Genomic DNA, 22,023 nt, shown 5'->3' with positions numbered 1-22,023 from the left:
GCCGCCGTCGGTGACGGGTTTGCCCGATCTTGTGCCCACCCCTTTTCGAGCGAACGGTACTTTCGGCGCCTTAGATCGACTGAACGTGCCGTTCGCTCAAACAGGGGGCAGTCAAAGGGGGCGGGTAAAAACAGGGGGCGGGTAACCATAGGGGTGGTCTGCCCACAGCAGACAGGCGGGGCCGCGGCACTGCCGCGCCGGTAGGAATGGATTCATGACTACTGAAGCTCCCACCGATACCGGCTACCGTGACCTGTTGACAGACAGGCTCTTCCGACAGCGAACCATTCTGCTCACCGGCGAGGTCAACGACGCCATGGCCGAACGTGTGTGTTCGGAACTGGTGCTCCTCGCCACCACCGACCCCAAGCGCGACGTCGTGCTCTACATCAATTCACCTGGCGGATCGGTGTTTGCCGGCCTGGCCATCTACGACACGATGAAGCTCATCCCCAATGACGTCGTGACGGTCGCGATGGGCTTCGCGGCCAGCATGGGCCAGGTGCTCCTCTGCTCCGGCACCCACGGCAAGCGAATCAGCCTGGCGCACAGCCGCATCATGATGCACCAACCTTCGGCAGGTATCGGTGGCACTGCGGTGGACATTGCGATCCAGGCCGAGAGTCTCGAGCTGATGAAGCGTCAATCGCAGGAAATCCTCGCCGCCGAAACGGGCCGGACCGTCGAAGAGATCGAGACCGACAGCGATCGGGATCGCTGGTTCACCGCCGAGCAGGCGCGCGAGTACGGAATCGTCGACCGCGTCGTGACGTCCTTCGCCGAGATAGCACCGCAAGCTACCTTCCCCAAGATCGGATTGTGACGTCATGTCCCAGTACACGATTCCCAGTGTCATCGAGCGAACACCAACGGGTGAGCGATCTTTCGACATCTTCAGCAGGCTGCTCAACGAGCGCGTCGTCTTTCTCGGCACAGAGATCGACGACGGCGTCGCCAACGTCGTGATGGCTCAGATGCTGCATCTGCAAGCCGACAACCCGGATCGCGAAATCGGTTTGTACATCAACTCTCCCGGCGGTTCCACCACGGCGATGCTCGCGATCTACGACACCATGCAGTTCTTGAAACCGACGATTTCGACGTACTGCATGGGTCAAGCGGCTTCGGCTGCTGCAGTGCTTCTGGCCGCCGGCACTCCAGGCCATCGGCATGTTCTTGCCCATTCGCGGGTGCTGCTGCACCAACCGTCGACGCAAGGTAGTGGCACCATCTCGGACCTCGCGCTTCAAGCAGCCGAGATCCTGAGAATCCGGGAGCAGACCGAGGCGATTCTGAGTAAGCACACCGGTCAGAGCGTCGAGCGGCTCCGTAAGGACACCGATCGCGACAGGATCTTCACTGCCGACGACGCTATCTCCTACGGACTGGCTGACACCCTCATCGAAGGGAACTGATCAGGCTGCCATCAGGACGGGACCGGAGATCGGGGCGGGAGAATGTCCGAAGGTGAGGGAGTTGAGCGCAACGATCCTGTTGCCCGCTCGGAACAGCAGGTGCTCGAGCGGCATCCCGAGCGCTTCGCAGATGGCGCGCAGAATTTCCGACGACGGTTCCTTCTTGCCCCGTTCGATCTCGGAGAGGTACTGCTTCGACATCCCGACCTTTGCGGCTACGTCGTCGAGAGTTCGGTCCTGATCGCGTCGAACCTCCCGCAGCACTCGTCCGTAGGCTTCACGAATCAGCGGGGGTTTGCGCACGGCGACAGCCGGATCGGGGAGTTCCGACTCACCCTTGACCAGGACCAGTCTGCGCGGCGCATCCATAGGCCGAGTATTCCAGCCGACCGGTTCGCACACCACCCGGTTCACCGAGGGCTGACATCTAGTCCGTTCGAACACCACCGGCAAGGAACATCGCTCGAAGAACGAAGGCCGCCTCGGGCCCGATGATCTCGCCGACAAGGCTGGTGTAGCGGTCGACGAACTCGGGCCCGTGGGAGGCCTCGTCGGAAGTGGGGTCGCCGAGGTGGTGCGCCAGTTCGTGCAAGACAACGAATTCGCGTAGCGCCCACCGGCCGTCACGGTCGTCCGGGACGGCGATGACGTCGTTCGAGTAGTGAGCGGCGGCATTGCCGCCGCGGGAGCGTACGGACACCGGAATGGTTGCGCGAGTCCAGGTCTCCCGTACCCAATTCAGCCCGAGTAGCTGATCGCAGTACGCCTGGACCGACTCCACGGAACCGAATTTGCGCTCGACCGGCAAGGTGATGGTGGAACCCATGACCTCGACGCTCCGAAGTCCACGCTGGTCGGCGCGATCGAACATGGTGCGCACCAACGTCTCTGCCTCGTAGACGGCGCTCCGCTGCGTATCCCTCACGAGTCCAGCTGCCCGCGCACCCCGCCGATCTCCGGAAGGTTCCCCAGACGTGCGGAGCGCGCAGCCCGATCACCCGCTCGTCGAGCATGCGAGGAATGCCCGGCGCTTGCGCGGCCGCCGCCCCGCCACGTCCCACGCGCTTTGGAGTTGGACGAGTAGTAGTCCTTCAGCTCGATTTCCTTGTTACGCAGCACGAGTGCGGTTTCGGAAGACGACGTGGCAGATTCTGCGATCGCAGTCTTCTCCGTCTCCTGCTTCGTCTCGGCCAACCGAGCGCCGATGCGGGACGCGTACGCCATCTGGAAGTTCAGGCGCGCCGTCACTCCGGCGACCGGCTTGCGGACCTGCGTGCTGACGCGTCGTCGTCCACGAGTTTCGACGACGGTCCGCACGGACGTTTCGCCGCGGTACGCCCCGGAACGCACGTACGCGTCGGAGTCACGCACCATCTGGAAGAGCAGGCTCGAATACAGGGCCTCACACACGTCGATGTCGCCGGCGAACCCGTAGGCGTAGATGACGGCCGACGTCTGCGCGATGTCGCATTGCACGTCGTTGGCAGCGGCGATGGCGATGAACAACTGGGCGTACGTTCGCAGTCCGCGCTTGCCCGGTTCGCCGATGGTGATGAGCCGTTGAGTGGGCGTCGCACGCTTTTCCGAAGACGCGGTGTGCGCACGCGCGACCGCCAGGTCGATCGCGGAACTGGTGGCCAACCGCTGAGCGGCAGCCATGAAGGCTTCACCTTCGTGTGGATTGTCGGTGGACTCCGCTTGGCGAAGCAGCGCACCGATGCGGGTCAGCATCTTCTCCGAACTCACCGTGAAAGACTACGCTCGCGCGCCGACACGGACGTTTATGCTGCTAGCGCACACGCTCACCCTCGACTTGGATCGTCCGGCACGTTCCTGCCGGTAGAAGGGATCAACCCCGTCATGGCTTCAGTGACTTTCGAGAGCACCACCTGCCTGTTCCCCGGATCGAACACTCCGGCAGTGGACAAGCTCGACCTCGAGATCGAGGACGGCGAGTTCCTCGTCCTCGTCGGACCCTCCGGCTGCGGAAAGTCGACCACCCTGCGCATGCTCGCCGGGCTCGAAGACGTCCACAGTGGACGCATCCTCATCGGCGACCGCGACGTCACCGGTCAGGAGCCGAAAGAGCGCGACATCGCGATGGTCTTCCAGAACTACGCGCTGTACCCGCACATGTCGGTGGCCGAGAACATGGGTTTTGCGCTCAAGCTCGCCGGAACCAACAAGACGGAGATCCGCGCCCGCGTCGAAGAGGTCGCGAAGATGCTCGATCTCGAGCCGTACCTCGATCGCAAGCCCAAGGCGCTGTCCGGTGGCCAGCGTCAGCGAGTGGCGATGGGCCGCGCCATCGTTCGCCAGCCGCAGGTCTTCCTGATGGACGAGCCGCTCTCGAACCTCGACGCAAAACTCCGTGTGCAGACACGTACGCAGATCGCTCAGCTGCAACGACGCCTCGCGACGACGATGGTTTACGTGACCCACGACCAGGTCGAGGCCATGACGATGGGTGACCGCGTCGCCGTCCTCGAAAAGGGAATCCTGCAGCAGTGCGCCTCGCCGCGCGAGCTGTACAACAAGCCGAAGAACGTCTTCGTCGCCGGCTTCATGGGTTCACCCGCGATGAACCTCTTCACCCTCCCCGTCGTCGACGGCGGCGTCGCATTCGGTGACGGGATCGTTCCGGTTCCGCGCGAGACGATGAACGGCGTCGTCGAAACCGAGGTTGTTCTGGGTATTCGCCCCGAGCACCTCGAGATCGCCGCCGAAGGCCTGCCGATGGAGGTCGACGTCGTCGAGGAACTGGGCTCGGACGCCTACGTCTACGGCCGGACCACGATCGGCGGACGGTTGCAGCAGATCGTCTCGCGTGGTGACTGGCGCAATCCGCCGCAGAAGGGCGAGCGAGTCAACCTGCGCGTCGACCCCGAGAAGGTGCACATTTTTGCCACCACCGACGGGCGTCGCCTGGGTTAGGTCGACCTGTCAAACGACACATGACCGATTCAGGTTCGGCGTAATACCCACAAGTACGGGTGTCTCGTGCCACAGTAGGGGCCGATGCCGGGAGCCGGCACTCATGGCGCATGCCGTGAGCAGGCTCTCGGTGACCGTCTATTTGTCATACACATACGGGGAGCGAATCCATGGTTCTGAACTCGAAGGCGATGCGCCGCGCTGCAATTGCAGCCACGGCAGCGTCCATGCTGGTACTGGCAGGCTGTTCGTCCGATTCGGACAAGGACAGCGGAACCAGCACCACGGCCGCATCCGGGGGATCGTCCTCGAGCGAAGGCCGCGGACCCATCACGATCGTCGAGGGGCAGGATGCCCTGAACGAGGCGCTCGAAAACATCATCTCCGACTGGAATGCCGAGCATCCGGACGAGAAGGTCACGCTCAAGCCGCTGGCGAAGGAAGCCAACGCGCAGGTCGACGACATCACCCAGCGCATGCAGGCCAAGAGCGACGAGTACGACCTCATCGGCGTCGACGTCGTCAACACCGCCCAGTTCGCCGCAAACGGTTGGCTGCTGCCGCTCGAGGGTGACCTCGCGATCGACGAGTCCGGCCTCCTGCCGTCGACCGTCGCTTCGGGCACCTACAACGGCAAGCTCTACGCAGCGCCGAAGAACACCAACGCCGCCTTCCTGTACTACCGCAAGGACCTCGTCGAGAAGGCCCCCACCACGTGGGCCGAGCTCAAGGAAAACTGCCCGAAGGCTGTCGAAGCCGGCATCTCCTGCTACATCGGTCAGTTCAAGAACTACGAGGGCCTGACGGTCAACACCACCGAGATCACCAACGCCTTCGACGGACCGTGGGTCGGCCCGGACGGACTCACCCCGGCCATCGACGACAAGACGAAGGCAGGCGTTCAGTCGATCGTCGACAACTTCGCCGACAACACGATCCCGCAGGAAGCGCTGACCTACTCCGAGGGCGAGTCGCAGACCGCGTTCGGCGACGGCAAGGCACTCTTCATGCGCACGTGGTCCGGCTTCTCGGTCGACGGTGAGAAGACCTCGGTTGCCGGCAAGTACGGCTACACCGTTCTTCCGGGTGTCGACGGACCGGGCGCTTCGACCGTCGGCGGCTACAACGTCGGCATCAGCGCGTACTCGGACGCACCCGCCACGGCTCGTGACTTCCTCGAGTTCATGCAGACCAAGAAGTCGCAGACGTACTTCACCGAGGTCGGCGGCGCACCCGTCCTCTCGGCTGTCTACGACGATCCGGCAGTGCTCGCTCAGTTCCCGTACTTCGCGACCCTGAAGGAAGCACTCGCCACCGCTCAGCCGCGCCCCGTCACGCCGTACTACACGCAGGTGTCGAAGTCGATCTCCGACAACACCTACGCTGCTATTCGCGGCGAGAAGACCGTCGAGCAGGCTTTGGCGGACACCAAGGCCGGCATCGAAACCGCCGGTAACTGATCTACCAGGAGCAATAAGCAATGGCAGAACCGCAGGATCCTTCCGCGGCTGTGCCTACCAACCCCACGGTCGGGGCCGGTTCAACCGGTCCCGACCGTTCGGGCGTTGGTGGGAGACACCGTGCACCGGAACCGCTAGAAGAGCCGTCGGCATCCGAGGCAGCAGGGACATCCCTGACCAAGGTTCTGCCTGACCTTGCAGCTACTCCACCCCCGCCGACCTCGCCCCCGCCTGCGTCGGCGGACAAGCCGAAGAAGCGTCGACGAGTTCCGGTGTGGGCGTTCGTCGCACCGTCGCTGATCGTTCTCGCCGTCATCATTCTGTATCCGCTCGGACGAGCGATCTGGATGTCGATGCACAGCGACGGCAAGAAGCTCGATCCCGAGACCGGCATGTTCGTCACCGGTCAGTTCACGTGGTTCGACAACTACAAGAACTGGATCACCCAGTCCTGCAACACCGCCAACGGCTCGATTCCCTGCCCGCCCGGCACACTCGGATCGCAGTTCTGGCAGTCGATCGGAAATACGTTCGGCTTCACCGTCGTCACCGTCCTGCTCGAGACGGTGATCGGTCTGTCGATGGCGTTGATCATGGCCAAGACGTTCCGCGGACGCGGTTTGCTCCGCGCTTCCGTGCTGATTCCCTGGGCCATCCCCACCGCCGTCACCGCGAAGCTCTGGTTCTTCATCTTCGCCAACGACGGCATTGCCAACAAGATCCTCGGCACCAACATCCTGTGGACGGCGGACCCCTGGCCGGCGCGATTCGCGATCGTCGTCGCCGACGTCTGGAAGACCGCGCCGTTCATGGCGTTGCTGATCCTCGCGGGTCTTCAGATGATTCCCGCCGACGTCTACGAGGCCGCCAAGGTCGACGGTGCGACGGCGTGGCAGCGGTTCCGCATGATCACGCTTCCGCTGGTCAAGCCCGCACTCATGGTGGCGGTGCTCTTCCGCACGATGGACGCGCTGCGCATGTACGACCTGCCCGCGATCATGATGGGATCCAATCCCGCCACCTCCACCATCTCGGTTCTGGTGGTCGATCAGATGCGCGTCGGCGCCAATTCGGCGTCGGCACTGTCCACCATCACGTTCCTCATCATCTTCGCTGTGGCCTTCATCCTGGTCCGATTCCTCGGAGCAAATGCGGTCAGCACGCAGGAAAAGCAGCGGAAGGGGGAGCCGGTATGAACAAGGCACTACGCGGCAAGATCGGCACCTACATCGGCGTCGTACTGATCATCGTGTGGGGACTCGCTCCCTGCTATTGGATGATCGTGACGGCGCTGCGCGACCCGGCGGACACGTTCTCGACGTCGCTGTGGCCCACCAATCTCACGCTGTCCAACTTCACCGCGGCGCTCGATCCCGACGCGAAGGTGAACTTCACCCGTGCACTGATGAACAGCCTCATCATCGCGGGCGCGACCACGCTGATCGCCTTGGTCATCGGCGTGTTCACGGCGTACGCGCTCTCGCGTTTCGATTTCCGTGGCAAATACTTCGTCACCGGAATCATCCTCGGCGCGTCCATGTTTCCGGTCGTCGCCCTCGTGACCCCGCTGTTCCAGTTGTTCACCGACATCGGCTGGATCGGCAGCTACAAAGCGCTGATCATCCCGAATATCTCGTTCGTGCTGCCGCTGACGGTCTATACGCTGACGTCGTTCTTCTCCGAGCTTCCGTGGGAGCTCGAGGAGGCGGCGCGTATTGACGGCGCCACCCGTGGCCAGGCCTTCCGTCTGATCATGCTTCCGCTCGCCGCGCCGGCACTGTTCACCACCGCGATCCTCGCCTTCATCGCAACGGTCAACGAGTACCTGCTCTCGCTCCAACTCTCGAGTGACAAGACCGCACCCGTCACCGTGGCGATGGCCAAGTTCTCCGGAACGGACCCATTCGTCACGCCGTACACCTCGATCATGGCCGGCGGAACCCTCGTGATGGTCCCGCTGGTCATCATGGTTCTCATCTTCCAGCGACGCATCATCGCCGGTCTGACCGCAGGCGGCGTCAAGTCGTGATGCGCGCTTGCGCACGGTTTCGATGAGGCGGGCTTCGCGCGCCCAGCGTATGGAGCTGATTGCCGGCTTCATCTCGGTCTTCGCCCTCATGGCGTTGATCGGCGCTGTGGTCGCGATCGTCAAGGGAGACCCCGGCGTGATGCCGTCTTTGGTGCTGCTCGGTTGCGTCGTCGCTCTCGGGCTCGCGTTCCGCGGATATCGGAACGCGGTCCGAGCAGAACGTCGCGAGTAGCCAGCCCGGTAGGGTGACATTTCGGTATCGCAGTTGCCGGGAGTTATCTGATCGAGATATCACCCTGGTGGAATGGTGCCGGTAAGTCCGGATCCACGACCGGGAGTGTTGAGTGAGTCCATCTAACAGATCGAGTGCGACGGGTGGCGATCAGTCGTCGGCTCGATCGGGCAAGTCGGCTAATTCGCCCCGGTCGAACAAGTCGGCCAAGCCCGCGAAAAAGCAGCGCTCGAAGTGGCGGTACGTCCGGCGGACCATCTACGTGCTCGTGCTCCTGATGGTCATCGTGCCCGCGTCGGTTTTTGCTGTCGCGTACAGCCGGACCGACGTCCCGCGCCCCTCTGACATGCAGACCAATCAGGTGTCCACCATCTACATGGCCGACGGCACGACCGTGCTCGGCAAGGTAGTGCCGCCGGAGGGAAACCGGACCGAGGTCGCTTTGTCGGCCATCCCGATTCACGTCCGCGATTCGGTGCTCTCGGCGGAGGATCGTAACTTCTACACCAACCCCGGGTTCTCGATCTCCGGATTTGCTCGCGCTGCCCGCGACAACGTGATGGGCAAGGAAAGTGCCGGCGGTGGCTCGACGATCACTCAGCAATACGTGAAGAACGTCTTGGTCGGTGACAAGCGCAGTATCGACAGGAAGCTGCGTGAGCTCGTCATCTCCGCCAAGATGGCGCGCGAATGGTCCAAGGACGACATTCTTGCCGCGTATCTCAACACCATCTACTTCGGTCGCGGTGCGTACGGCATCGCCGCCGCGTCGAACGCGTACTTCGACAAGCCGGTCAGTGAGCTGAGTGTCGAGGAAGGTGCAGTTCTCGCGTCCGTCATCCAGAGCCCGTCGTTCCTGGACCCCGAGACCAATCTGTCCGCGCTGCAAGCGCGCTGGGACTACGTTCTCAACGGCATGGTGGAACTGGGCAGCCTGACCAAGACGGATCGCGACGCGATGCAGTTCCCGGTCGTCGCCCCCGCCAATCGGCCGACCGATCTGAACCAGGCGCCAGGACCCGAAGGCCACATCAAGACCCAGGTACTCAAGGAACTGGCAGAGGCCGGTATCAGCGATCAGACGCTGAACACCGCTGGTCTGCAGATCACGACGACCATCGACCCGGTTGCGCAGGAAGCTGCGCTGAACGCCGTCAGGCGGAATCTCGAGGGCGAGCCGGAAGACCTGCGGACCGCAGTAGTGTCCATCGACCCCAAGACCGGTGGCGTCGACGCCTATTACGGCGGTGACGACGGAGCCGGCTTCGACTACGCCCAGGCGCCGCTGCAGACCGGTTCCGCGTTCAAGGTCTTCGGTCTGGTCGCAGCATTGATGGAAGACATTCCGCTGTCCGCACGGTTCGACAGTTCACCGCTCACGATCAACGGCGTGACCATCGGAAACGTCGGCGGCGAATCCTGTGGTCGATGCACCATCGCCGAGGCACTCAAGCGTTCGCTGAACACCAGCTTCTACCGGTTGATGCTCTCGATGGAGAACGGTCCCCAGAAGATCGCCGACGCCGCCCACCTGGCCGGCATCCCCGAGCACATTCCCGGACTCGACTACCCGACGCTCACACAGGAGGGTGGTCCGCCGGAGAACGGAATCGTGCTCGGCCAGTATCAGTCTCGCGTTATCGACATGGCGTCCGCTTACGCGACGCTCGCCAATTCCGGTGTGTACCAGCAGCCGCACTTCATCCAGAAGGTCGTGACGGCCGAAGGTGAAGTCCTGCTCGATCGCCCGGTCTCTCCCGGTGAGCGTCGTCTCGATGCTGCCGTTGCCGACAACGTCACGCAGGCAATGCTCCCGATCGCGTCGTACTCGAACGGTCACGCGCTTGCCGGTGGACGCCCGTCTGCAGCCAAGACCGGTACCGCGCAGTTGGGTGACACGGGCCAGAACAAGGATGCGTGGATGGTCGGTTACACGCCGTCGCTGTCCACCGCGGTGTGGATCGGAACTTCCGACGCTCAGGCCATCACCAACTCCTACGGTGGTTTGATCTACGGCTCCGGAGTGCCTGCGGACATCTGGAAGAGCACGATGGACGGCGCGCTGAAGGGATCCGACTGGGAGAGCTTCCCGTGGCCGGACCCCATCGGCGGGCAGGCCGGCGTTCCCGCGAACTCCGGTGTGACCTCGGGGGACGGGACGGGCACGCCCACGACGGGCGCGGTCGCTCCCCCGGCGCCCATCGAGGTGCCCGGCCTACCGCCGATCGAAGTGCCGCCGCTCCCCCAGTTGCCGCGTCAGATCGAGATCCTGCCGGGCATCGTCATCCCACTACCGGGCTGACAAGCAGCGCTCGATTTCCGGTTCTCAGGCCTGATCGTCGAAGAGACCGAGTTGGGTGGGCGCTGCATCCTTGGCGGGCAGTACGACGACGCGCAGTCCGCGCCTGAGGTTGCGGATCGCGTGCGTCCACGCGCGCTTCTCGCCCGCACACAGGTCGGTGTCGTCGTCCTTGCGGCGGATGGACTCGGTCAACGCCTCGTGCCAGGCAGTCTCCTGCTCCTGGCTGATCCGCAGGTAGTCGAGAATGGTGTCGCGGTCGTGCTCACAGATCACGGCAACCTCTTCGGCGCTGAGCTCGCCCGTTCCGTCTGCGTCGAGTTCGAGGAGCGCCATGAGAGCCGGAGGAAATTCGTGGCACTCGTGTGACTCGTATTCGGCACCGGGATCTTCGTGCTCGGAGGCCATGCCGTCGTTGAAGGCGGTGTCTCCGGTTGCGCGGATGGGTTGCCCGCCCAGTTCTTCGGCGAGTTCGTCGGATGCTTCGGCCAGTTCGGCGAACGAGCGCAGAGCCCGCAGCAGGTGCTCGGCGACGAAGGGTGCGCCGTCCACGCGGACCACGCCCAGCACACTCTGCTCGACGAGAATGAGCTTGATGGTCGGCCATTGCCGATTGAGCTGAGCAAGAATTACAGCAGCGTTCTCGAGGTTCTCCACCGAATGCACGACCCGCGAGAACACCTCTACGTACTCGTCGTCCTCGAGGACACGAACATAGGTGACCTGCTCACCGCGGACCAGCGGGATGTCGCCGTCGTCGTCACGCTTGGGCGGATGACCGAGAAGGCGCTCGACGGCCCCGTCGACCAGGATCCGCAGCATGTCGCCCGAACCCGAGGGAGCGTGAGACGGCGTCGTGGCGAACGCCGGCGTCGACTCGCGCCCACTGGTGCTGGCACGCAGGAACGACGGGTGCGCAATGCTCCACATTTCACGGAAGACGCGCAACACCTTTGTCACCAGTTCCTCGGGACGAGCGCGGTCGACGTCGATGTAGAAGGACATGGACCCATTGCCCTCGGGTACGTGCTCGCACAGATCGGGAGCGTTGAACCCCATGTCGAGCAGCGCTGAATGGTCTTCCGGTTCGAGCATCCGCAGTGGATGCAGAAACCTGTTGGAAGGAACTTCACAGCGCACGGAGGTCTGGTTCCATGCGAAGAACTGGATGCACGCGGGTGCGTCGGCCAGTTCGTCCATGCTGTCGTAATGCGACTCCACCACGAGGGTGTCGTCGTCCTCCATCACGGAGATGTAGCGAGCGAGATGAGTCTCGAAAGTAGTCCAGGCACTCAGGATTTCCAGATCGAAAGTATTGTCCGACATCGTCGCTCCTCTGGTCCGGGGGCGCATGGGGCCCTACCGACGACTCGCCGAAACCCCTGCTTTTCAAACCCCGCCTACGACGTTAGTCGTGGGGTCCGACAGTGACAGTGTTCGTAGGATCCGGGTGACCGTGTTTCAGTCAGGGGATTATCTTCCGAGCTTGCAGATTGGCGAAGATGTCGAGGAACATCGCTTCGGTGTCGACGTGGCGGTGAAATCCGAACCGCCGAGCTTTCGATCCGTCAGCGAAAAAGTCGTAGTCCCATCCGAATACGAAGTCACCGAACCCCCAGGACGAGACATCGGAATACGGGGTCCGAGCAAGTTGGTGTTCCTCGACGAGTTCATCCCACACCGACTCCTTGTCCGCCATTGCGACGTCGAGGGACATCGGGAGCGGAGGCGCGACGTCCATGTCGAAGAAGGCTGCGATCTTCGGCCACATCTCCTGCCAGCGGAACAGGTCGCCGTTGTTGATGTTGAACGCCTGATTTGCGCACTCGGGGTTGGTCGCGGCCCAGACCGTCGCTTCGGCCAGGAGTCCGGCGTCGGTCATCTCGATCAAGCTGGTGTACGCGCCGGGTTTGCCGGGGAATCGGAGTGGGACACCCAGTTTCTTCGAGATGGTCGCGTAGACGGCGATGACCATCGCGAGGTTCATCGGGTTACCCAGTGCGAATCCGGAGACGACCGAGGGTCTGATCGCCGACCATGTCCACGACTTGTCGAGCTGCCTGCGTTCGAGGAACTGCTGTTGGTCGACGTTGAACTCGGGTGGCATGTGCGGTGGATCGCTCTCGCGGGCCGGAGTTTTGAACGGTCCGAGGTGTGCCCCGTAAACCTTGTAGCCCTGCATCAGGCTGACGTGCTCGAGTCCGCCCGCAACGGGCTCGATGGCGTCGAGAGTGTTGACCAGCATCGCCAAGTTGGGCGGAACCAGCTCGGCCCATGTCGGGCGGTCTTGATAGGCGGCGTAGAAGACGTGAGTGACGTCGCCCAGTCCGCTCAGTGCCGCTGCAGTCCGGTAGGGATCGAGCAGGTCGACTGCGATGTGTTCGACCCGGTCGGTGTCCGTACCGCCTCGCCGCGAGAGTCCGATGATCTTCCATTCTCCGGTCGACTCGAGGTGATCGATCAAGTTCCCACCGATCACGCCTCGGGCTCCGACCACGAGTGCCACTTTGTCGTGCTGCACCATTTCAGCCTCCCATTGGTATATCGCGATGTTGCGATATAGGGAGTGAACCACACATATCGGCATTTCGCGATCTAGCGGTATGCTCACGAACATGGAAGACGCAACAACCGAGTGGGAAACGGCGTTCAAGGCGCTGGCCAACCCGATGCGTGTGCAAATCCTGCAGTGGTTGAAAGACCCCGGGAGCTTTCCCCCTCAGCTCGAGCCTGCCGAGGAGGTCGGAGTGTGCCTCAAGCACATTCAAGCGAGGGCGAAGGTGTCGCAATCGACGGCGTCTCAGTACATGGCCGCACTCCAGGCCGCGGATCTGGTGACCACCACACGAATCGGTCAGTGGCGGCATTACAAACGAAACGAGCAACAGATCGAGAAGCTTGCTGCATTCATCAGGCAGGGTTTGTAGGTACCAGCACCTGACCGATCCCTCCGGGGCCGCCAATGTTGTGGCAAAACCTCACATCGCCGGCGCCGTCGGTATGTGCATTGTGGTCGTTTCTCGGGTTGCTCGTTGTCCTTACGCTCGGCAGAGGGTACTGGCAAGGAGAGGCGTGCGATGAGTCGTGAGAGCTGGGTGGGCCGTGATGCCCGATCCCTCGCCGAAGCCGTGCGGTCGGGTCAGGCGTCGGCGCGGACCATCGTCGAAGACCACCTCGCACGGGTCGACGAATGCAATGACGAACTCAACGCACTGGTCACCGTGTGCGCCGAGGAGGCTCGCACGGCCGCGGATGCCCTGGACGAACGACGCCTTCTCGGTGAGACACTCGGCCCCCTTGCCGGGGTTCCGTTCACGGTCAAGGACCTGATCGCCACTGCCGGCGTGCGCACCACCGCCGGTTCTCGAACTCTGGCGGACAACGTCCCGGCCGTCGATGCACCGGCCGTTGCGGCGTTCAAGGCTGCCGGCGCAATTCTGATCGGCAAGACCAACACCCCGGAATTCGGTGCGTGCGGCCTGACTCGCAACGAATTGTTCGGAACCACGGCCAGCCCGGTGCGACCGGACGGCGTCGTCCGGTCCCCCGGCGGGTCGAGTGGCGGCGAGTCCGCGTCGGTTGCTGCCGGGATGAGCGTGCTCGGACTCGGTACGGATTTTGGTGGCTCGGTGCGTTGGCCCGCCCACTGCACCGGCCTCACTTCGGTTCGCCCGACGCTCGGACGTGTCGATCCGGAAGGTCAGTATCCAGGCGTGCTTTCGGATGGACGGGTACTCGCCAACCCTGCGACGATGCACGGCACGATCCAGACCATCGGCCCACTGGCCCGCAACCTCGGTGATGCGGCGCTTGCGTTGCGCGTCCTGTCGAAGCCGCATTTCTCGTGGACCGAGCCTGATTCGGTCGACGTCGACGACCTCGACATCCGCTGGGCCACCCGCGAGGGAACGATTCCCGTCGACGAAGAAATCCGGTCAGCGGTTCGGACGGTGGCGATCAGCCTGGACGCGAGCGAGTACGACGGTCTGGCCCTGTCGCGGGCCAACGCGCTTTTCGGTGCGTTGCGATCGGTCGAGACCCACGCGGACATCTACTCTCTCGCAGCAGGTTCAGCGCACGCTTTCGACGCGGACATCACCGCCATGCTTGCGGCAGGCCGTGATCGCAGTTCCGCCGAGGTGGAAGCGCTGTGGGCGGATCGCGCGGTGTTGATCAGCGAATTCCTCGGCGAGATGGGAGACGCACTGATCCTGCCGGTTGCGTCGGTGCTCGCTCCGCCGCTCGGTGTGGAGAGCTTCGAGGTGGACGGTCGCAAACTCACATGGATGGATGCGCTCGCGAGTTGCCGGGCGATCAGTGTGCTCGGTCTTCCGTCGGTCGTGGTTCCGGTAGGACTCTCCCGCAACGGTTTACCGATCGGGGTGCAGGTGGTGGCGAGACCGTTCCGCGAGCACGTTGCGCTGTCCGTGGCGGCGCGAATCACGTCGAAGGCGCAAGCTCTAGTCTGACTTCCATTTTTCGGTTTCGGCTGCGAAACGTGTTGCGTACGAGTCGGCAAGGTCGTGAAGAGTGGTGACGCAATCGCCGTAGTACGTCGGTGCATGCATGGTCGCCAGAATCCGCGGCTCGAGGTCGGCCAGGGCACGGATCGTGGGTTCGAGATCCGGGGTGAGGCAGGTGGCGTGGCCCAAGTCCTCGGCTTCCAAAGCGGGGCCGACGATTTCGTGCTCGGTGGTCGCGGGGTGGTGCCCGAACGCGGTGAACAGATCTCCGCAGAACAGCGTCGACGTCGTCTCCTCGAACATCAGGCCCGCGTCCCAACCGTGTGGGACGTGTGGGGTGTCGATGTGCCGGACTCGGCGGCTGCCGGTTTCGAGTACGTCGCCGTCCTGCAAGGGAAGTGGCGCCCGATCGGCCAGATCGTTGACCTGGACGAAGCACCCCATCGCACCGTGTGCAACTTGCGCTTCGGGGGCCGCCGCAAGCCAGGAGTTCATGGACCCGCATTCGTCGGCCTCGACGTGACCGAACGTGATCCATTTCAGACGGTCGATGTCGATCAGCGTGGAGAGTGCGTCGGAAGCCGAGGTGAACAACGCTCGCTGCCCGGTGTGGAAGAGCAAGGGTTCCTCGCCGTCGACGAGAAACTGGTTCATCGTGAGGTTCGCTTCGTCCACGAAGGTCGACAGTCGGTAGATGTCCGGCGCGATTTCGGTGATCGTGGTGGTCATCGCTGTGCTCCGATCAGGGCTGTTGTACATGTCGAGCTGTCTTCTCCAGCCTTCTCGCCGCCCCGCGCCTGCACAAGGTTCTGGACGTGCTTACGGCTCTGCAATAGTGGAGGACGTGTTCGTACTGCTGCTGACAGGCCCGCCGGGCGCGGGGAAGAGTTCCGTGCTGACCGCGCTTCACGATCGACTCGGCGAGGCCGGGGTGAGCAACGCGATGATCGAGGTGGACGAACTCGAGCGGTGCTATCCGCCGCTGGGGACCGAACGGGCAATCGCACACGTCGGGATGCTGTGTGCGTCGTACCGGGAAGCGGGGTACGAACTCCTGTTCCTCACGGCTACCGTCGAAGACGACGACTACGGGCGCGCCCTGCTGGCCGCGACCGGCGCCGAGGGGCACCTGCTGGCGCGCCTCGAGGCCGATCCGGATACGTTGCGTACCAGAATCATCGAACGTGAACCGGCCGGCTGGGCCGGGTTGGACGAGTTGGTGGAGGCGTCACAACTGCTGGCCGGTTCGATGCCGACGCTCAGTGGAGTCGACGTGGTTCTGAGCACCGAAGGCCGCGATCCCGAAAGTGTTGCCGACGATCTGGAAGCGGCTCTGCGAGAACACAGTCCGTCGCTTCTAGCCGTCGGTGTTCAGAGCGGTGACCACTGAAGCGAACATCGTCGACTTGATTGCCCCCAGTGTGCCCGCATTCTTCGGGCCGATCGGTGCAACCATTTCGATGGCCTTGGCGGTCAAAGCGTCGACGGATGCGGTGAAGTCCACCAAACCGGCTGCGAATGCGTCACTTCCGCCGTATCGCCGCCCCGTGGTCATGGCGACGATTGCCGACGCCGGGCTGAGTTTGGCCTGGATGAGAGCTGCCATTCCTTCGGTGAAGGGGATGTTGATGTCCACCTCCGGGAAGCAGTAGTAGCCGCGATCATCGCGCATGACGCGGTAATCGTGCGCGATGCCGAGCATGGCGCCGGCTCCGAAGGCGTGGCCGTTGATCGCCGCGACGGTGGGCATCGGGAACGTCAGCATCCGGGCGAACAGCGACTGCACCTGCTGCACATACCACTTCGCCTTGTCGCCGTTCGCGCCCAGCCAGTCGAGGTCGAGTCCGTTGGAGTAGAACTTGCCCGTCGCCGTGGTGACCAGGGCATGTGCGCTTTCGCTCAAAGCCTGGTCGAGTAGCTTGTCGACGGAATCGAGCCACTCCGGCGAGAATCGATTCTCGTCCTCGCCGAGATCGAGAACGGCGATCTTGTCTTCGAAGCGCAGAGTTGCGGTCATGATTGGCCTTTCCTGTTGCGTGGCTTGGGCAGTGGTGGGTCGAGATGCAGAACCGCTCGAACGGCGGCATCCAACCGCGCGCGTGCTGCGGCGTCGGGGACTCGCCAACCGTCGGCGCGTTTGGCGGGATGAATGAGTAATCCGGTAGGCAGGCCGACAACACAGGCCTCGATTGCCTCGACGGCTCTGCCGTCCTTGCGGCCCCAGAGCGCGGTCGACAACCGGATGAACAACTCGACCAGAGACCGGTCGAGTTGTGTGAGTTGCTCGGCGATGTCGGCAGGGACGTCGGTGCCGAGCAGTTCGTCGCGCTGGATCGTCAACAGCAGCAACGCGGATTGTGGGTAGTCGAGCGCGAAGACGGCCGGAACTTCGGCGGCTGCGACGACGGCGGAAACCGCCGAAGTCGGCGACGGGTCCGCGAGAGCGTCGTCCACTCTCGATTGTTGAAGCGCGAGAAATCGTCGCGCAGCACGCAGCCACGCGCTACCGACCAGTCCACTGCGAGAGCCGAATGCGTGATAGATCGCCCCGTTGGATACACCGGTGGCGTCGGAGACTGCCCGGACCGTGACAGCGCTCGGTCCGGCAGTGGCGGCAAGTTTTTCGGCAGCGTCGAGCAGGGTGTCGAGGTCGTGGACGCGTGGCCGAGGCATGAACGCACAGTAACAGAGCGTCTGCTCTGTTACTAGTGTGCGGTCAGATCACCGAATTTGCGCGAAGATCCTCGATCTCCTCCGGGCGCAGGCCGAAGTCGGTGAGTACGTCGTCGGCGTCACCGCCGAGAGTCATGGGTGGCGCATTCCTGACGGGAAGGGTCTTGCCGTCCACCCAGAACGGTCCGCGGACAACGGGAATCGACGTTCCGTCGGCGCTCTGGGTCTGCTCGACCATCTGCAATGCCTCGACCTGCGGGTCGGAGAACACCTGATCGATCGAATGGATGGGGCCGCAGGGGATTCCGGCACCGCGGATCTCGGAGATCCATTGCGCCGCGCCCTTCGTGGTCAGTAGGTCCTCGAGTTCTTTGGTCAGTTGGTCTCGGTGCGCCAAACGTTCTTTACCCGTGGCATATTCGGTACGGAAGGCGAGCTCGGGGTCACCGAGTACCGAGCACAGTGCGATCCAGTGCTTGTCCGAGCCGGTGGCAATGTTGATCGGGAAGTCGGCAGTGTCGAAAGCGCCGTACGGCGTGATCGTCGGGTGCGTATTGCCGTTCGGCGTCGAAACCCGCCCGGTGCTCAGGTAGTCCTGCGCCTGGAAGGTCATGATCGAGATCGCGGATTCCAGCAATGAGGTCTGCACGCGGTGCCCACGACCATCGCGACCGCGAGAGGCAAGCGCCGCCGTGATGCCCAGCGCTGCGTAGATGCCCGAGACCGTGTCGATGATGGGGATACCGACCCGCATCGGGGTCTGTTCCCCGGCACCGGTGACCGACATCAGCCCGGACATGCCCTGGGCCACCTGATCGAGTCCGGGCGCGAACTGGTCAGGGCCCACCGGGCCGAAACCACTGATGCTCATCACGACGAGCCCTGGATTCTCCTGCTCGAGCGAGTCGGGATCGAGCCCCATGTCGGCCAGTACTCCCGGACGGAAGTTCTCGACCAGCACATCTGCGTCGAGGGCCAGGCTGCGAAGCAGTTTCCGCCCGCGGTCACTGCGCATGTCGATGGCGATCGACCGTTTGCCGCGGTTCACGGAAGCGAAGTAGAGGCTTCGATCGCCGTCGAACGGCGGCCACTGACGCGAACTGTCGCCGGAGCCACGGGTTTCGACCTTGACCACGTCGGCGCCGAAATCCGAGAGCAGCGACGTGCACAGAGGGCCCGCGAGAGCACGGGTGAGGTCGAGAACTTTGATACCGCTGAGCAATTGGTCCATGGGAGAAACCTCGGTTCTGTGGTGTGCAACGTCGCCCACTCGATCCGTCGCACCATCTGCGTGAATTGCCGCTGCAGTGATCGTCGGAGAGGGGAAGAATGAAGGTCAGGCCTGCTTTCGGCTGGGCTCGGTGACAACACTGGTCGAGAGCGCAAGGTGATGCGACGGCGACATTGCACAACTGCAGGGCCCGGATTTAGGCGCATTGTGTGACAGGCAGGATTGCGGTGGGCCGATACCGTGAACTCTCTACGGACGGCGATGCAAGCGGGAGGCGAGGCGATGCGCGACATTTCCACTCAGCTGGCGCAGTGGCACGCCCGCGGCGAGGATTTTGCACTGGCGACGGTTGTCCGTACCTGGCGATCCTCACCGCGCATGCCCGGTGCTTCGATGGCCGTCTCACGCTCCGGCGAGGTGGTCGGCAGCGTCTCGGGCGGGTGTATCGAGAGTGCACTGTACGAGATCGCCCAGGAGGTTCTCGCCGACGGCACCAGTCGCGTCGAGGTCTTCAGCGTCTCCGACGACGACGCCATCGGAGTAGGGCTGACCTGCGGCGGAACCATCGAAGTGTTCGTCCAGGCCGTCGGAGCCGATTTCGCCGAGTTCGGTCAGGTTTGTGAACGGATCGAGGCCGATACGCCCGTCGTCGTGGTCACCGAAGTGCGTCCGGGAGCACCGGCACGGCACCTCGTCGTCGAGCACGGCCGACGCAGCGGAGATCTGGATGCCACGGAGGACGAGGTGTCCATCCTGCTGCGCACGATGGACACCGGTGAGTCCGTCGCTTTTGTCGCGCCGGCGGGAACTCTCATCGATTCGCAGCACGACCTGCTGGTCGAGATCTTCGCGCCACTACCGCGGATGTACGTGTTCGGGGCCATCGACTTCGCGGCCTCGATGTGTACGTTGGGCGCCTTTGCGGGTTATCGCGTGACCGTCGTGGACGCACGGCCGGTCTTCGCGACACGGGCGCGCTTCCCCGACGCCCACGATCTGGTCGTCATGTGGCCACACAAGTTCCTCGAAACCGCACCGATCGACAACAAAACCGTCCTGGCCGTGCTCACGCACGACGAGAAGTTCGACATCCCCCTGCTCGAGATCGCGCTGCGTTCGCCGGCTGCGTACGTCGGCGCGATGGGAAGTCGTGCGACGCATGAGCGTCGGGTGGCGCTGTTGAAGGAGCGAGGCGTCACCGACGCCGAGTTGGGGCGTCTGCACTCACCGATCGGGTTGGATCTCGGCGCGAGGACACCGGAGGAGACTGCAGTGTCGATCCTCGCCGAGATGACCAAGACCCTGCGCAATGCCTCCGGTTTGGAACTGCGGGATCTGCAGGGGCCGATCCACCCGCCACCTCAGGAGAATCCGACCGCCCTGCATCGAACGGCCTGAGTCGACTGCGCTGAATTCGGACATCTTGTGTTCGGTGGGGATAGGATCGTTTCTTTCGTGAACCATCTTCCGTGATCCGAATGAAATCGAGGTGCCTGCCAAGTGGCAAACCCGGCCGTACCGGCATCCGAGGTGAATGCTGTTCTCTCCGAACTTCTTCGAACCCAGCTCCTTCCTGGTGTTCGAAAGGTCGCCGGCGGCTGCGAAGACCCGACGGTAGCCCGGGTGGGATTCATGGCGGTTCCGGACATCGGACCGTGGCTGCGGCACGGACAGTTGCTGATCACCACGCCGGAAACCCTCGCCAGGGTCACCGAAACCTTCAAGGCATTTGTCGGACGGTTGTCGACGCGAGGTGTTGCGGCACTTGCCGTCCAATTCGGCGCAGACGGGGACACTCTCGCGCCGGAGCTGGTCGACGCGGCCGAAAGCGCCGGCTTCCCGCTCCTGGTTTTTCACGGTGCGTGTGATCACCCTGCGGCGAGAGACCGTGAGCAGACGGAGTCGGCCCAGATCGACGCCATGTTCGGGGCCGAGCGCTTGCGACGGCTGCTGGTCGACGTCGTGATGGGCGGCGGCGGCCTCCCGCAATTGACCGAAGTCATCGCACGGGAGATGAAGGGCGCCGCCCTGATCACCACCTCGGACGGACGCGAGATCTGCCGCGCCGGGGACGCCGCGGAGCGCAAGCATCTGTCTGCCTGTCCCGCCGTCGATTCCACCGGTCGTCTGCGGACCGACACCGTCGAGGGCGGATTGGGTCTGCACGAGTTCGACGGTCAATTCATCGCGGTGTCCGCGATTTCCGCCAATCACATCGACCACGGGCGTCTCGCGTTGTTCACCGGTGAGCGCGTGATGACGAGTTACGACCAGTACCTGGTCGAGCGGGCCGCGTCGGTGTGTGCGTTGGTCATCACCCGCGAACAAGCCGTGGCGTCGGTGGAGGAACGCCATCGCGCCAACTTCGTTCACGACCTGCTCCTCGGTCGGGCCGGGGACCACGATCACGTTGTCTCCCATGCCAAGACATTCGGTTGGGACTTCGACCGCCCGCTGGTGATCGTCTCGATCGAGCCTGACCCGATCGACGAACCGGCCTCTGCGGCGCCCGCTCGGCTGCCTGTTGTCGATCGCCAGGCGATGGCGTTCTCCGGGGCGATCGCCCACCGCGATCCCGGTGCGGCGGTGACCGCGCTGACGGGCGAGACGGTGATCGTCATGGGCGTCGGCACCGACACGATGGCATTGGTGCGGGACCTCGTCACGGTCGTTCGCGGTGAAGGTGGCGGCGGGAGAAGGCCGTTCAGTGTCGGGGTGTCCCGGCCGACAGCGGCGATCGACGCAGTCCCCGCGCTCTACAGTCAGGCGCGCACCGCACTGACCGTCGGGCGACGGATCTCCGGTCCGTGGACGGTGACTCAGTTCGACGATCTCGGTGTGTACAGACTGCTCAGTCTGGTCGAGGACGAAAACGAGCTGGAGACGTTCGCGCGGGAGACACTGCGAGAACTGACGGAGGAAACTGCCGAAGCGCAGGACATGCGCAAGACATTGGAAGTCTTGCTCGCGACCAACATCAACATCGCCGAGACAGCGCGCAAGCTCCACTTCCATTACAACACACTGCGTTACAGGGTCGTTAAGCTGGAGAAAATGCTGGGACCCTTCACGGCGCAACCCGAGCTACGGCTGGATCTGTCTCTAGCACTGAAGATAACCGCGATGCGCGGCATCAATCACTAATATTGCCAATCCGAGTCCGTGGGTTCTGGCAGATTGTCATCACGTCGATACCCCCGCGCTGTAATAGCGTTTCACTCCAGTCACGGTGTTTTGTGAGCTGGAGCACACTCAGCGTTCGGACACCTTCCTCTGCACGAAAGGTC

General features: G+C 63.4%; 22 protein-coding genes. 13 read left to right on the top strand and 9 right to left on the bottom strand.

The window, feature by feature from the left end:
• The first annotated feature begins 214 nt into the window (after positions 1–214).
• Both EHW12_RS29430 and EHW12_RS29425 read left to right on the top strand, forming a co-directional pair.
• Complete coding sequence (locus EHW12_RS29430) at positions 215–823, top strand: ATP-dependent Clp protease proteolytic subunit (protein WP_007735229.1); 609 nt, start codon at positions 215–217, stop codon at positions 821–823.
• Between the two features lie 4 nt (positions 824–827).
• The gene (locus tag EHW12_RS29425; protein WP_125052461.1) at positions 828–1,415 is read left to right on the top strand and encodes an ATP-dependent Clp protease proteolytic subunit; all 588 of its coding nucleotides are present in this window, start codon (positions 828–830) and stop codon (positions 1,413–1,415) included.
• Here the strand turns inward: EHW12_RS29425 and EHW12_RS29420 are convergent, their stop codons facing one another.
• Genes EHW12_RS29420 through EHW12_RS29410 form a run of 3 tightly spaced genes read right to left on the bottom strand, consistent with a single transcriptional unit; the run spans position 1,416 to position 3,161 of the window.
• Entirely contained in the window at positions 1,416–1,784 is a 369-nt protein-coding gene (locus tag EHW12_RS29420; protein ID WP_003946041.1) for a helix-turn-helix transcriptional regulator, read from the bottom strand.
• A gap of 58 nt (positions 1,785–1,842) precedes the next feature.
• Entirely contained in the window at positions 1,843–2,340 is a 498-nt protein-coding gene (locus EHW12_RS29415) for a TIGR04338 family metallohydrolase (RefSeq protein ID WP_039973474.1), read from the bottom strand.
• The gene (locus EHW12_RS29410; protein ID WP_030537724.1) at positions 2,337–3,161 is read right to left on the bottom strand and encodes a DUF2786 domain-containing protein; all 825 of its coding nucleotides are present in this window, start codon (positions 3,159–3,161) and stop codon (positions 2,337–2,339) included. The genes EHW12_RS29415 and EHW12_RS29410 overlap by 4 nt, the downstream gene beginning before the upstream one ends.
• Positions 3,162–3,275: 114 nt before the next feature.
• On the opposite strand from EHW12_RS29410, the gene ugpC reads away from it, so the two are divergent.
• The 6 genes from ugpC (at position 3,276) to EHW12_RS29380 (ending at position 10,372) form a co-directional block, all read left to right on the top strand.
• Positions 3,276–4,349: a sn-glycerol-3-phosphate ABC transporter ATP-binding protein UgpC gene (gene ugpC / locus EHW12_RS29405; RefSeq protein ID WP_003946073.1), complete on the top strand. Its 1,074-nt coding sequence runs from the start codon at positions 3,276–3,278 to the stop codon at positions 4,347–4,349.
• A gap of 170 nt (positions 4,350–4,519) precedes the next feature.
• Positions 4,520–5,809, top strand: a complete 1,290-nt coding sequence (locus EHW12_RS29400) for an ABC transporter substrate-binding protein (protein ID WP_007735225.1) — start codon at positions 4,520–4,522, stop codon at positions 5,807–5,809.
• 20 nt (positions 5,810–5,829) lie between these two features.
• A complete protein-coding gene (locus tag EHW12_RS29395; protein WP_007735224.1) occupies positions 5,830–7,005 on the top strand; it encodes a sugar ABC transporter permease in 1,176 nt (391 codons plus the stop codon).
• On the top strand, positions 7,002–7,838 hold the full coding sequence (locus EHW12_RS29390; protein ID WP_003946046.1) for a carbohydrate ABC transporter permease: 837 nt from the start codon (positions 7,002–7,004) through the stop codon (positions 7,836–7,838). The genes EHW12_RS29395 and EHW12_RS29390 overlap by 4 nt, the downstream gene beginning before the upstream one ends.
• Before the next feature lie 22 nt (positions 7,839–7,860).
• A complete protein-coding gene (locus tag EHW12_RS29385) occupies positions 7,861–8,070 on the top strand; it encodes a hypothetical protein (protein ID WP_019746112.1) in 210 nt (69 codons plus the stop codon).
• A 112-nt stretch (positions 8,071–8,182) separates the two neighbouring features.
• Positions 8,183–10,372 (top strand): transglycosylase domain-containing protein, encoded by a 2,190-nt coding sequence (locus tag EHW12_RS29380; protein ID WP_030537723.1) that lies wholly within the window; start codon positions 8,183–8,185, stop codon positions 10,370–10,372.
• 24 nt (positions 10,373–10,396) lie between these two features.
• Here the strand turns inward: EHW12_RS29380 and EHW12_RS29375 are convergent, their stop codons facing one another.
• The gene (locus EHW12_RS29375) at positions 10,397–11,695 is read right to left on the bottom strand and encodes a hypothetical protein (RefSeq protein WP_118605734.1); all 1,299 of its coding nucleotides are present in this window, start codon (positions 11,693–11,695) and stop codon (positions 10,397–10,399) included.
• A 139-nt stretch (positions 11,696–11,834) separates the two neighbouring features.
• Positions 11,835–12,893 (bottom strand): SDR family oxidoreductase, encoded by a 1,059-nt coding sequence (locus EHW12_RS29370; protein ID WP_125052459.1) that lies wholly within the window; start codon positions 12,891–12,893, stop codon positions 11,835–11,837.
• 91 nt (positions 12,894–12,984) lie between these two features.
• Between EHW12_RS29370 and EHW12_RS29365 the strand changes: the two genes are divergently transcribed.
• Both EHW12_RS29365 and EHW12_RS29360 read left to right on the top strand, forming a co-directional pair.
• On the top strand, positions 12,985–13,296 hold the full coding sequence (locus tag EHW12_RS29365) for a metalloregulator ArsR/SmtB family transcription factor (RefSeq protein ID WP_007735219.1): 312 nt from the start codon (positions 12,985–12,987) through the stop codon (positions 13,294–13,296).
• 150 nt (positions 13,297–13,446) lie between these two features.
• Positions 13,447–14,838 (top strand): amidase, encoded by a 1,392-nt coding sequence (locus EHW12_RS29360; RefSeq protein ID WP_125052456.1) that lies wholly within the window; start codon positions 13,447–13,449, stop codon positions 14,836–14,838.
• On the opposite strand, the gene EHW12_RS29355 is transcribed toward EHW12_RS29360, so the two are convergent.
• The gene (locus EHW12_RS29355) at positions 14,830–15,561 is read right to left on the bottom strand and encodes an MBL fold metallo-hydrolase (RefSeq protein WP_030537720.1); all 732 of its coding nucleotides are present in this window, start codon (positions 15,559–15,561) and stop codon (positions 14,830–14,832) included. The genes EHW12_RS29360 and EHW12_RS29355 overlap by 9 nt on opposite strands.
• 115 nt (positions 15,562–15,676) lie before the next feature.
• Between EHW12_RS29355 and EHW12_RS29350 the strand changes: the two genes are divergently transcribed.
• A complete protein-coding gene (locus tag EHW12_RS29350; RefSeq protein WP_225320201.1) occupies positions 15,677–16,222 on the top strand; it encodes a hypothetical protein in 546 nt (181 codons plus the stop codon).
• On the opposite strand, the gene EHW12_RS29345 is transcribed toward EHW12_RS29350, so the two are convergent.
• The 3 genes from EHW12_RS29345 to EHW12_RS29335 are packed head-to-tail and all read right to left on the bottom strand — an operon-like array spanning position 16,190 to position 18,736.
• Entirely contained in the window at positions 16,190–16,849 is a 660-nt protein-coding gene (locus tag EHW12_RS29345; RefSeq protein WP_007735215.1) for an enoyl-CoA hydratase-related protein, read from the bottom strand. The two genes, EHW12_RS29350 and EHW12_RS29345, sit on opposite strands and share 33 nt — an antisense overlap.
• Positions 16,846–17,505 carry a TetR/AcrR family transcriptional regulator gene (locus EHW12_RS29340; protein ID WP_003946066.1) on the bottom strand — a complete coding sequence of 220 codons (660 nt, stop codon included), beginning with the start codon at positions 17,503–17,505 and terminating at the stop codon, positions 16,846–16,848. Before EHW12_RS29340 ends, EHW12_RS29345 begins: the two co-directional genes overlap by 4 nt.
• 43 nt (positions 17,506–17,548) lie before the next feature.
• Positions 17,549–18,736, bottom strand: coding sequence for a CoA transferase (locus EHW12_RS29335; protein WP_003946016.1), 1,188 nt, complete (start codon positions 18,734–18,736; stop codon positions 17,549–17,551).
• Between the two features lie 282 nt (positions 18,737–19,018).
• Between EHW12_RS29335 and EHW12_RS29330 the strand changes: the two genes are divergently transcribed.
• Positions 19,019–20,134: an XdhC family protein gene (locus tag EHW12_RS29330; RefSeq protein ID WP_020909752.1), complete on the top strand. Its 1,116-nt coding sequence runs from the start codon at positions 19,019–19,021 to the stop codon at positions 20,132–20,134.
• 102 nt (positions 20,135–20,236) lie between these two features.
• A complete protein-coding gene (locus tag EHW12_RS29325; protein ID WP_007735212.1) occupies positions 20,237–21,880 on the top strand; it encodes a PucR family transcriptional regulator in 1,644 nt (547 codons plus the stop codon).
• Positions 21,881–22,023: the final 143 nt, after the last annotated feature.

The organism is Rhodococcus sp. NJ-530, assembly GCF_003860625.1.
Taxonomy (GTDB): domain Bacteria; phylum Actinomycetota; class Actinomycetes; order Mycobacteriales; family Mycobacteriaceae; genus Rhodococcus_F; species Rhodococcus_F qingshengii.
Note: the sequence above shows the minus strand (reverse complement) of the source record. Positions and strands in the feature narration are given on the sequence as shown.

Bases quoted from the DNA above. Each gene is read 5' to 3' on its own strand.
- EHW12_RS29355 (WP_030537720.1), bottom strand. From the start codon at position 15,561: ATGACCACCACGATCACCGAAATCGCGCCGGACATCTACCGACTGTCG.
- ugpC (WP_003946073.1), top strand. From the start codon at position 3,276: ATGGCTTCAGTGACTTTCGAGAGCACCACCTGCCTGTTCCCCGGATCG.
- EHW12_RS29335 (WP_003946016.1), bottom strand. From the start codon at position 18,736: ATGGACCAATTGCTCAGCGGTATCAAAGTTCTCGACCTCACCCGTGCT.
- EHW12_RS29390 (WP_003946046.1), top strand. From the start codon at position 7,002: ATGAACAAGGCACTACGCGGCAAGATCGGCACCTACATCGGCGTCGTA.
- EHW12_RS29365 (WP_007735219.1), top strand. From the start codon at position 12,985: ATGGAAGACGCAACAACCGAGTGGGAAACGGCGTTCAAGGCGCTGGCC.
- EHW12_RS29395 (WP_007735224.1), top strand. From the start codon at position 5,830: ATGGCAGAACCGCAGGATCCTTCCGCGGCTGTGCCTACCAACCCCACG.
- EHW12_RS29420 (WP_003946041.1), bottom strand. From the start codon at position 1,784: ATGGATGCGCCGCGCAGACTGGTCCTGGTCAAGGGTGAGTCGGAACTC.
- EHW12_RS29345 (WP_007735215.1), bottom strand. From the start codon at position 16,849: ATGACCGCAACTCTGCGCTTCGAAGACAAGATCGCCGTTCTCGATCTC.
- EHW12_RS29385 (WP_019746112.1), top strand. From the start codon at position 7,861: ATGAGGCGGGCTTCGCGCGCCCAGCGTATGGAGCTGATTGCCGGCTTC.
- EHW12_RS29425 (WP_125052461.1), top strand. From the start codon at position 828: ATGTCCCAGTACACGATTCCCAGTGTCATCGAGCGAACACCAACGGGT.
- EHW12_RS29340 (WP_003946066.1), bottom strand. From the start codon at position 17,505: ATGCCTCGGCCACGCGTCCACGACCTCGACACCCTGCTCGACGCTGCC.
- EHW12_RS29370 (WP_125052459.1), bottom strand. From the start codon at position 12,893: ATGGTGCAGCACGACAAAGTGGCACTCGTGGTCGGAGCCCGAGGCGTG.
- EHW12_RS29330 (WP_020909752.1), top strand. From the start codon at position 19,019: ATGCGCGACATTTCCACTCAGCTGGCGCAGTGGCACGCCCGCGGCGAG.
- EHW12_RS29360 (WP_125052456.1), top strand. From the start codon at position 13,447: ATGAGTCGTGAGAGCTGGGTGGGCCGTGATGCCCGATCCCTCGCCGAA.
- EHW12_RS29400 (WP_007735225.1), top strand. From the start codon at position 4,520: ATGGTTCTGAACTCGAAGGCGATGCGCCGCGCTGCAATTGCAGCCACG.
- EHW12_RS29430 (WP_007735229.1), top strand. From the start codon at position 215: ATGACTACTGAAGCTCCCACCGATACCGGCTACCGTGACCTGTTGACA.
- EHW12_RS29375 (WP_118605734.1), bottom strand. From the start codon at position 11,695: ATGTCGGACAATACTTTCGATCTGGAAATCCTGAGTGCCTGGACTACT.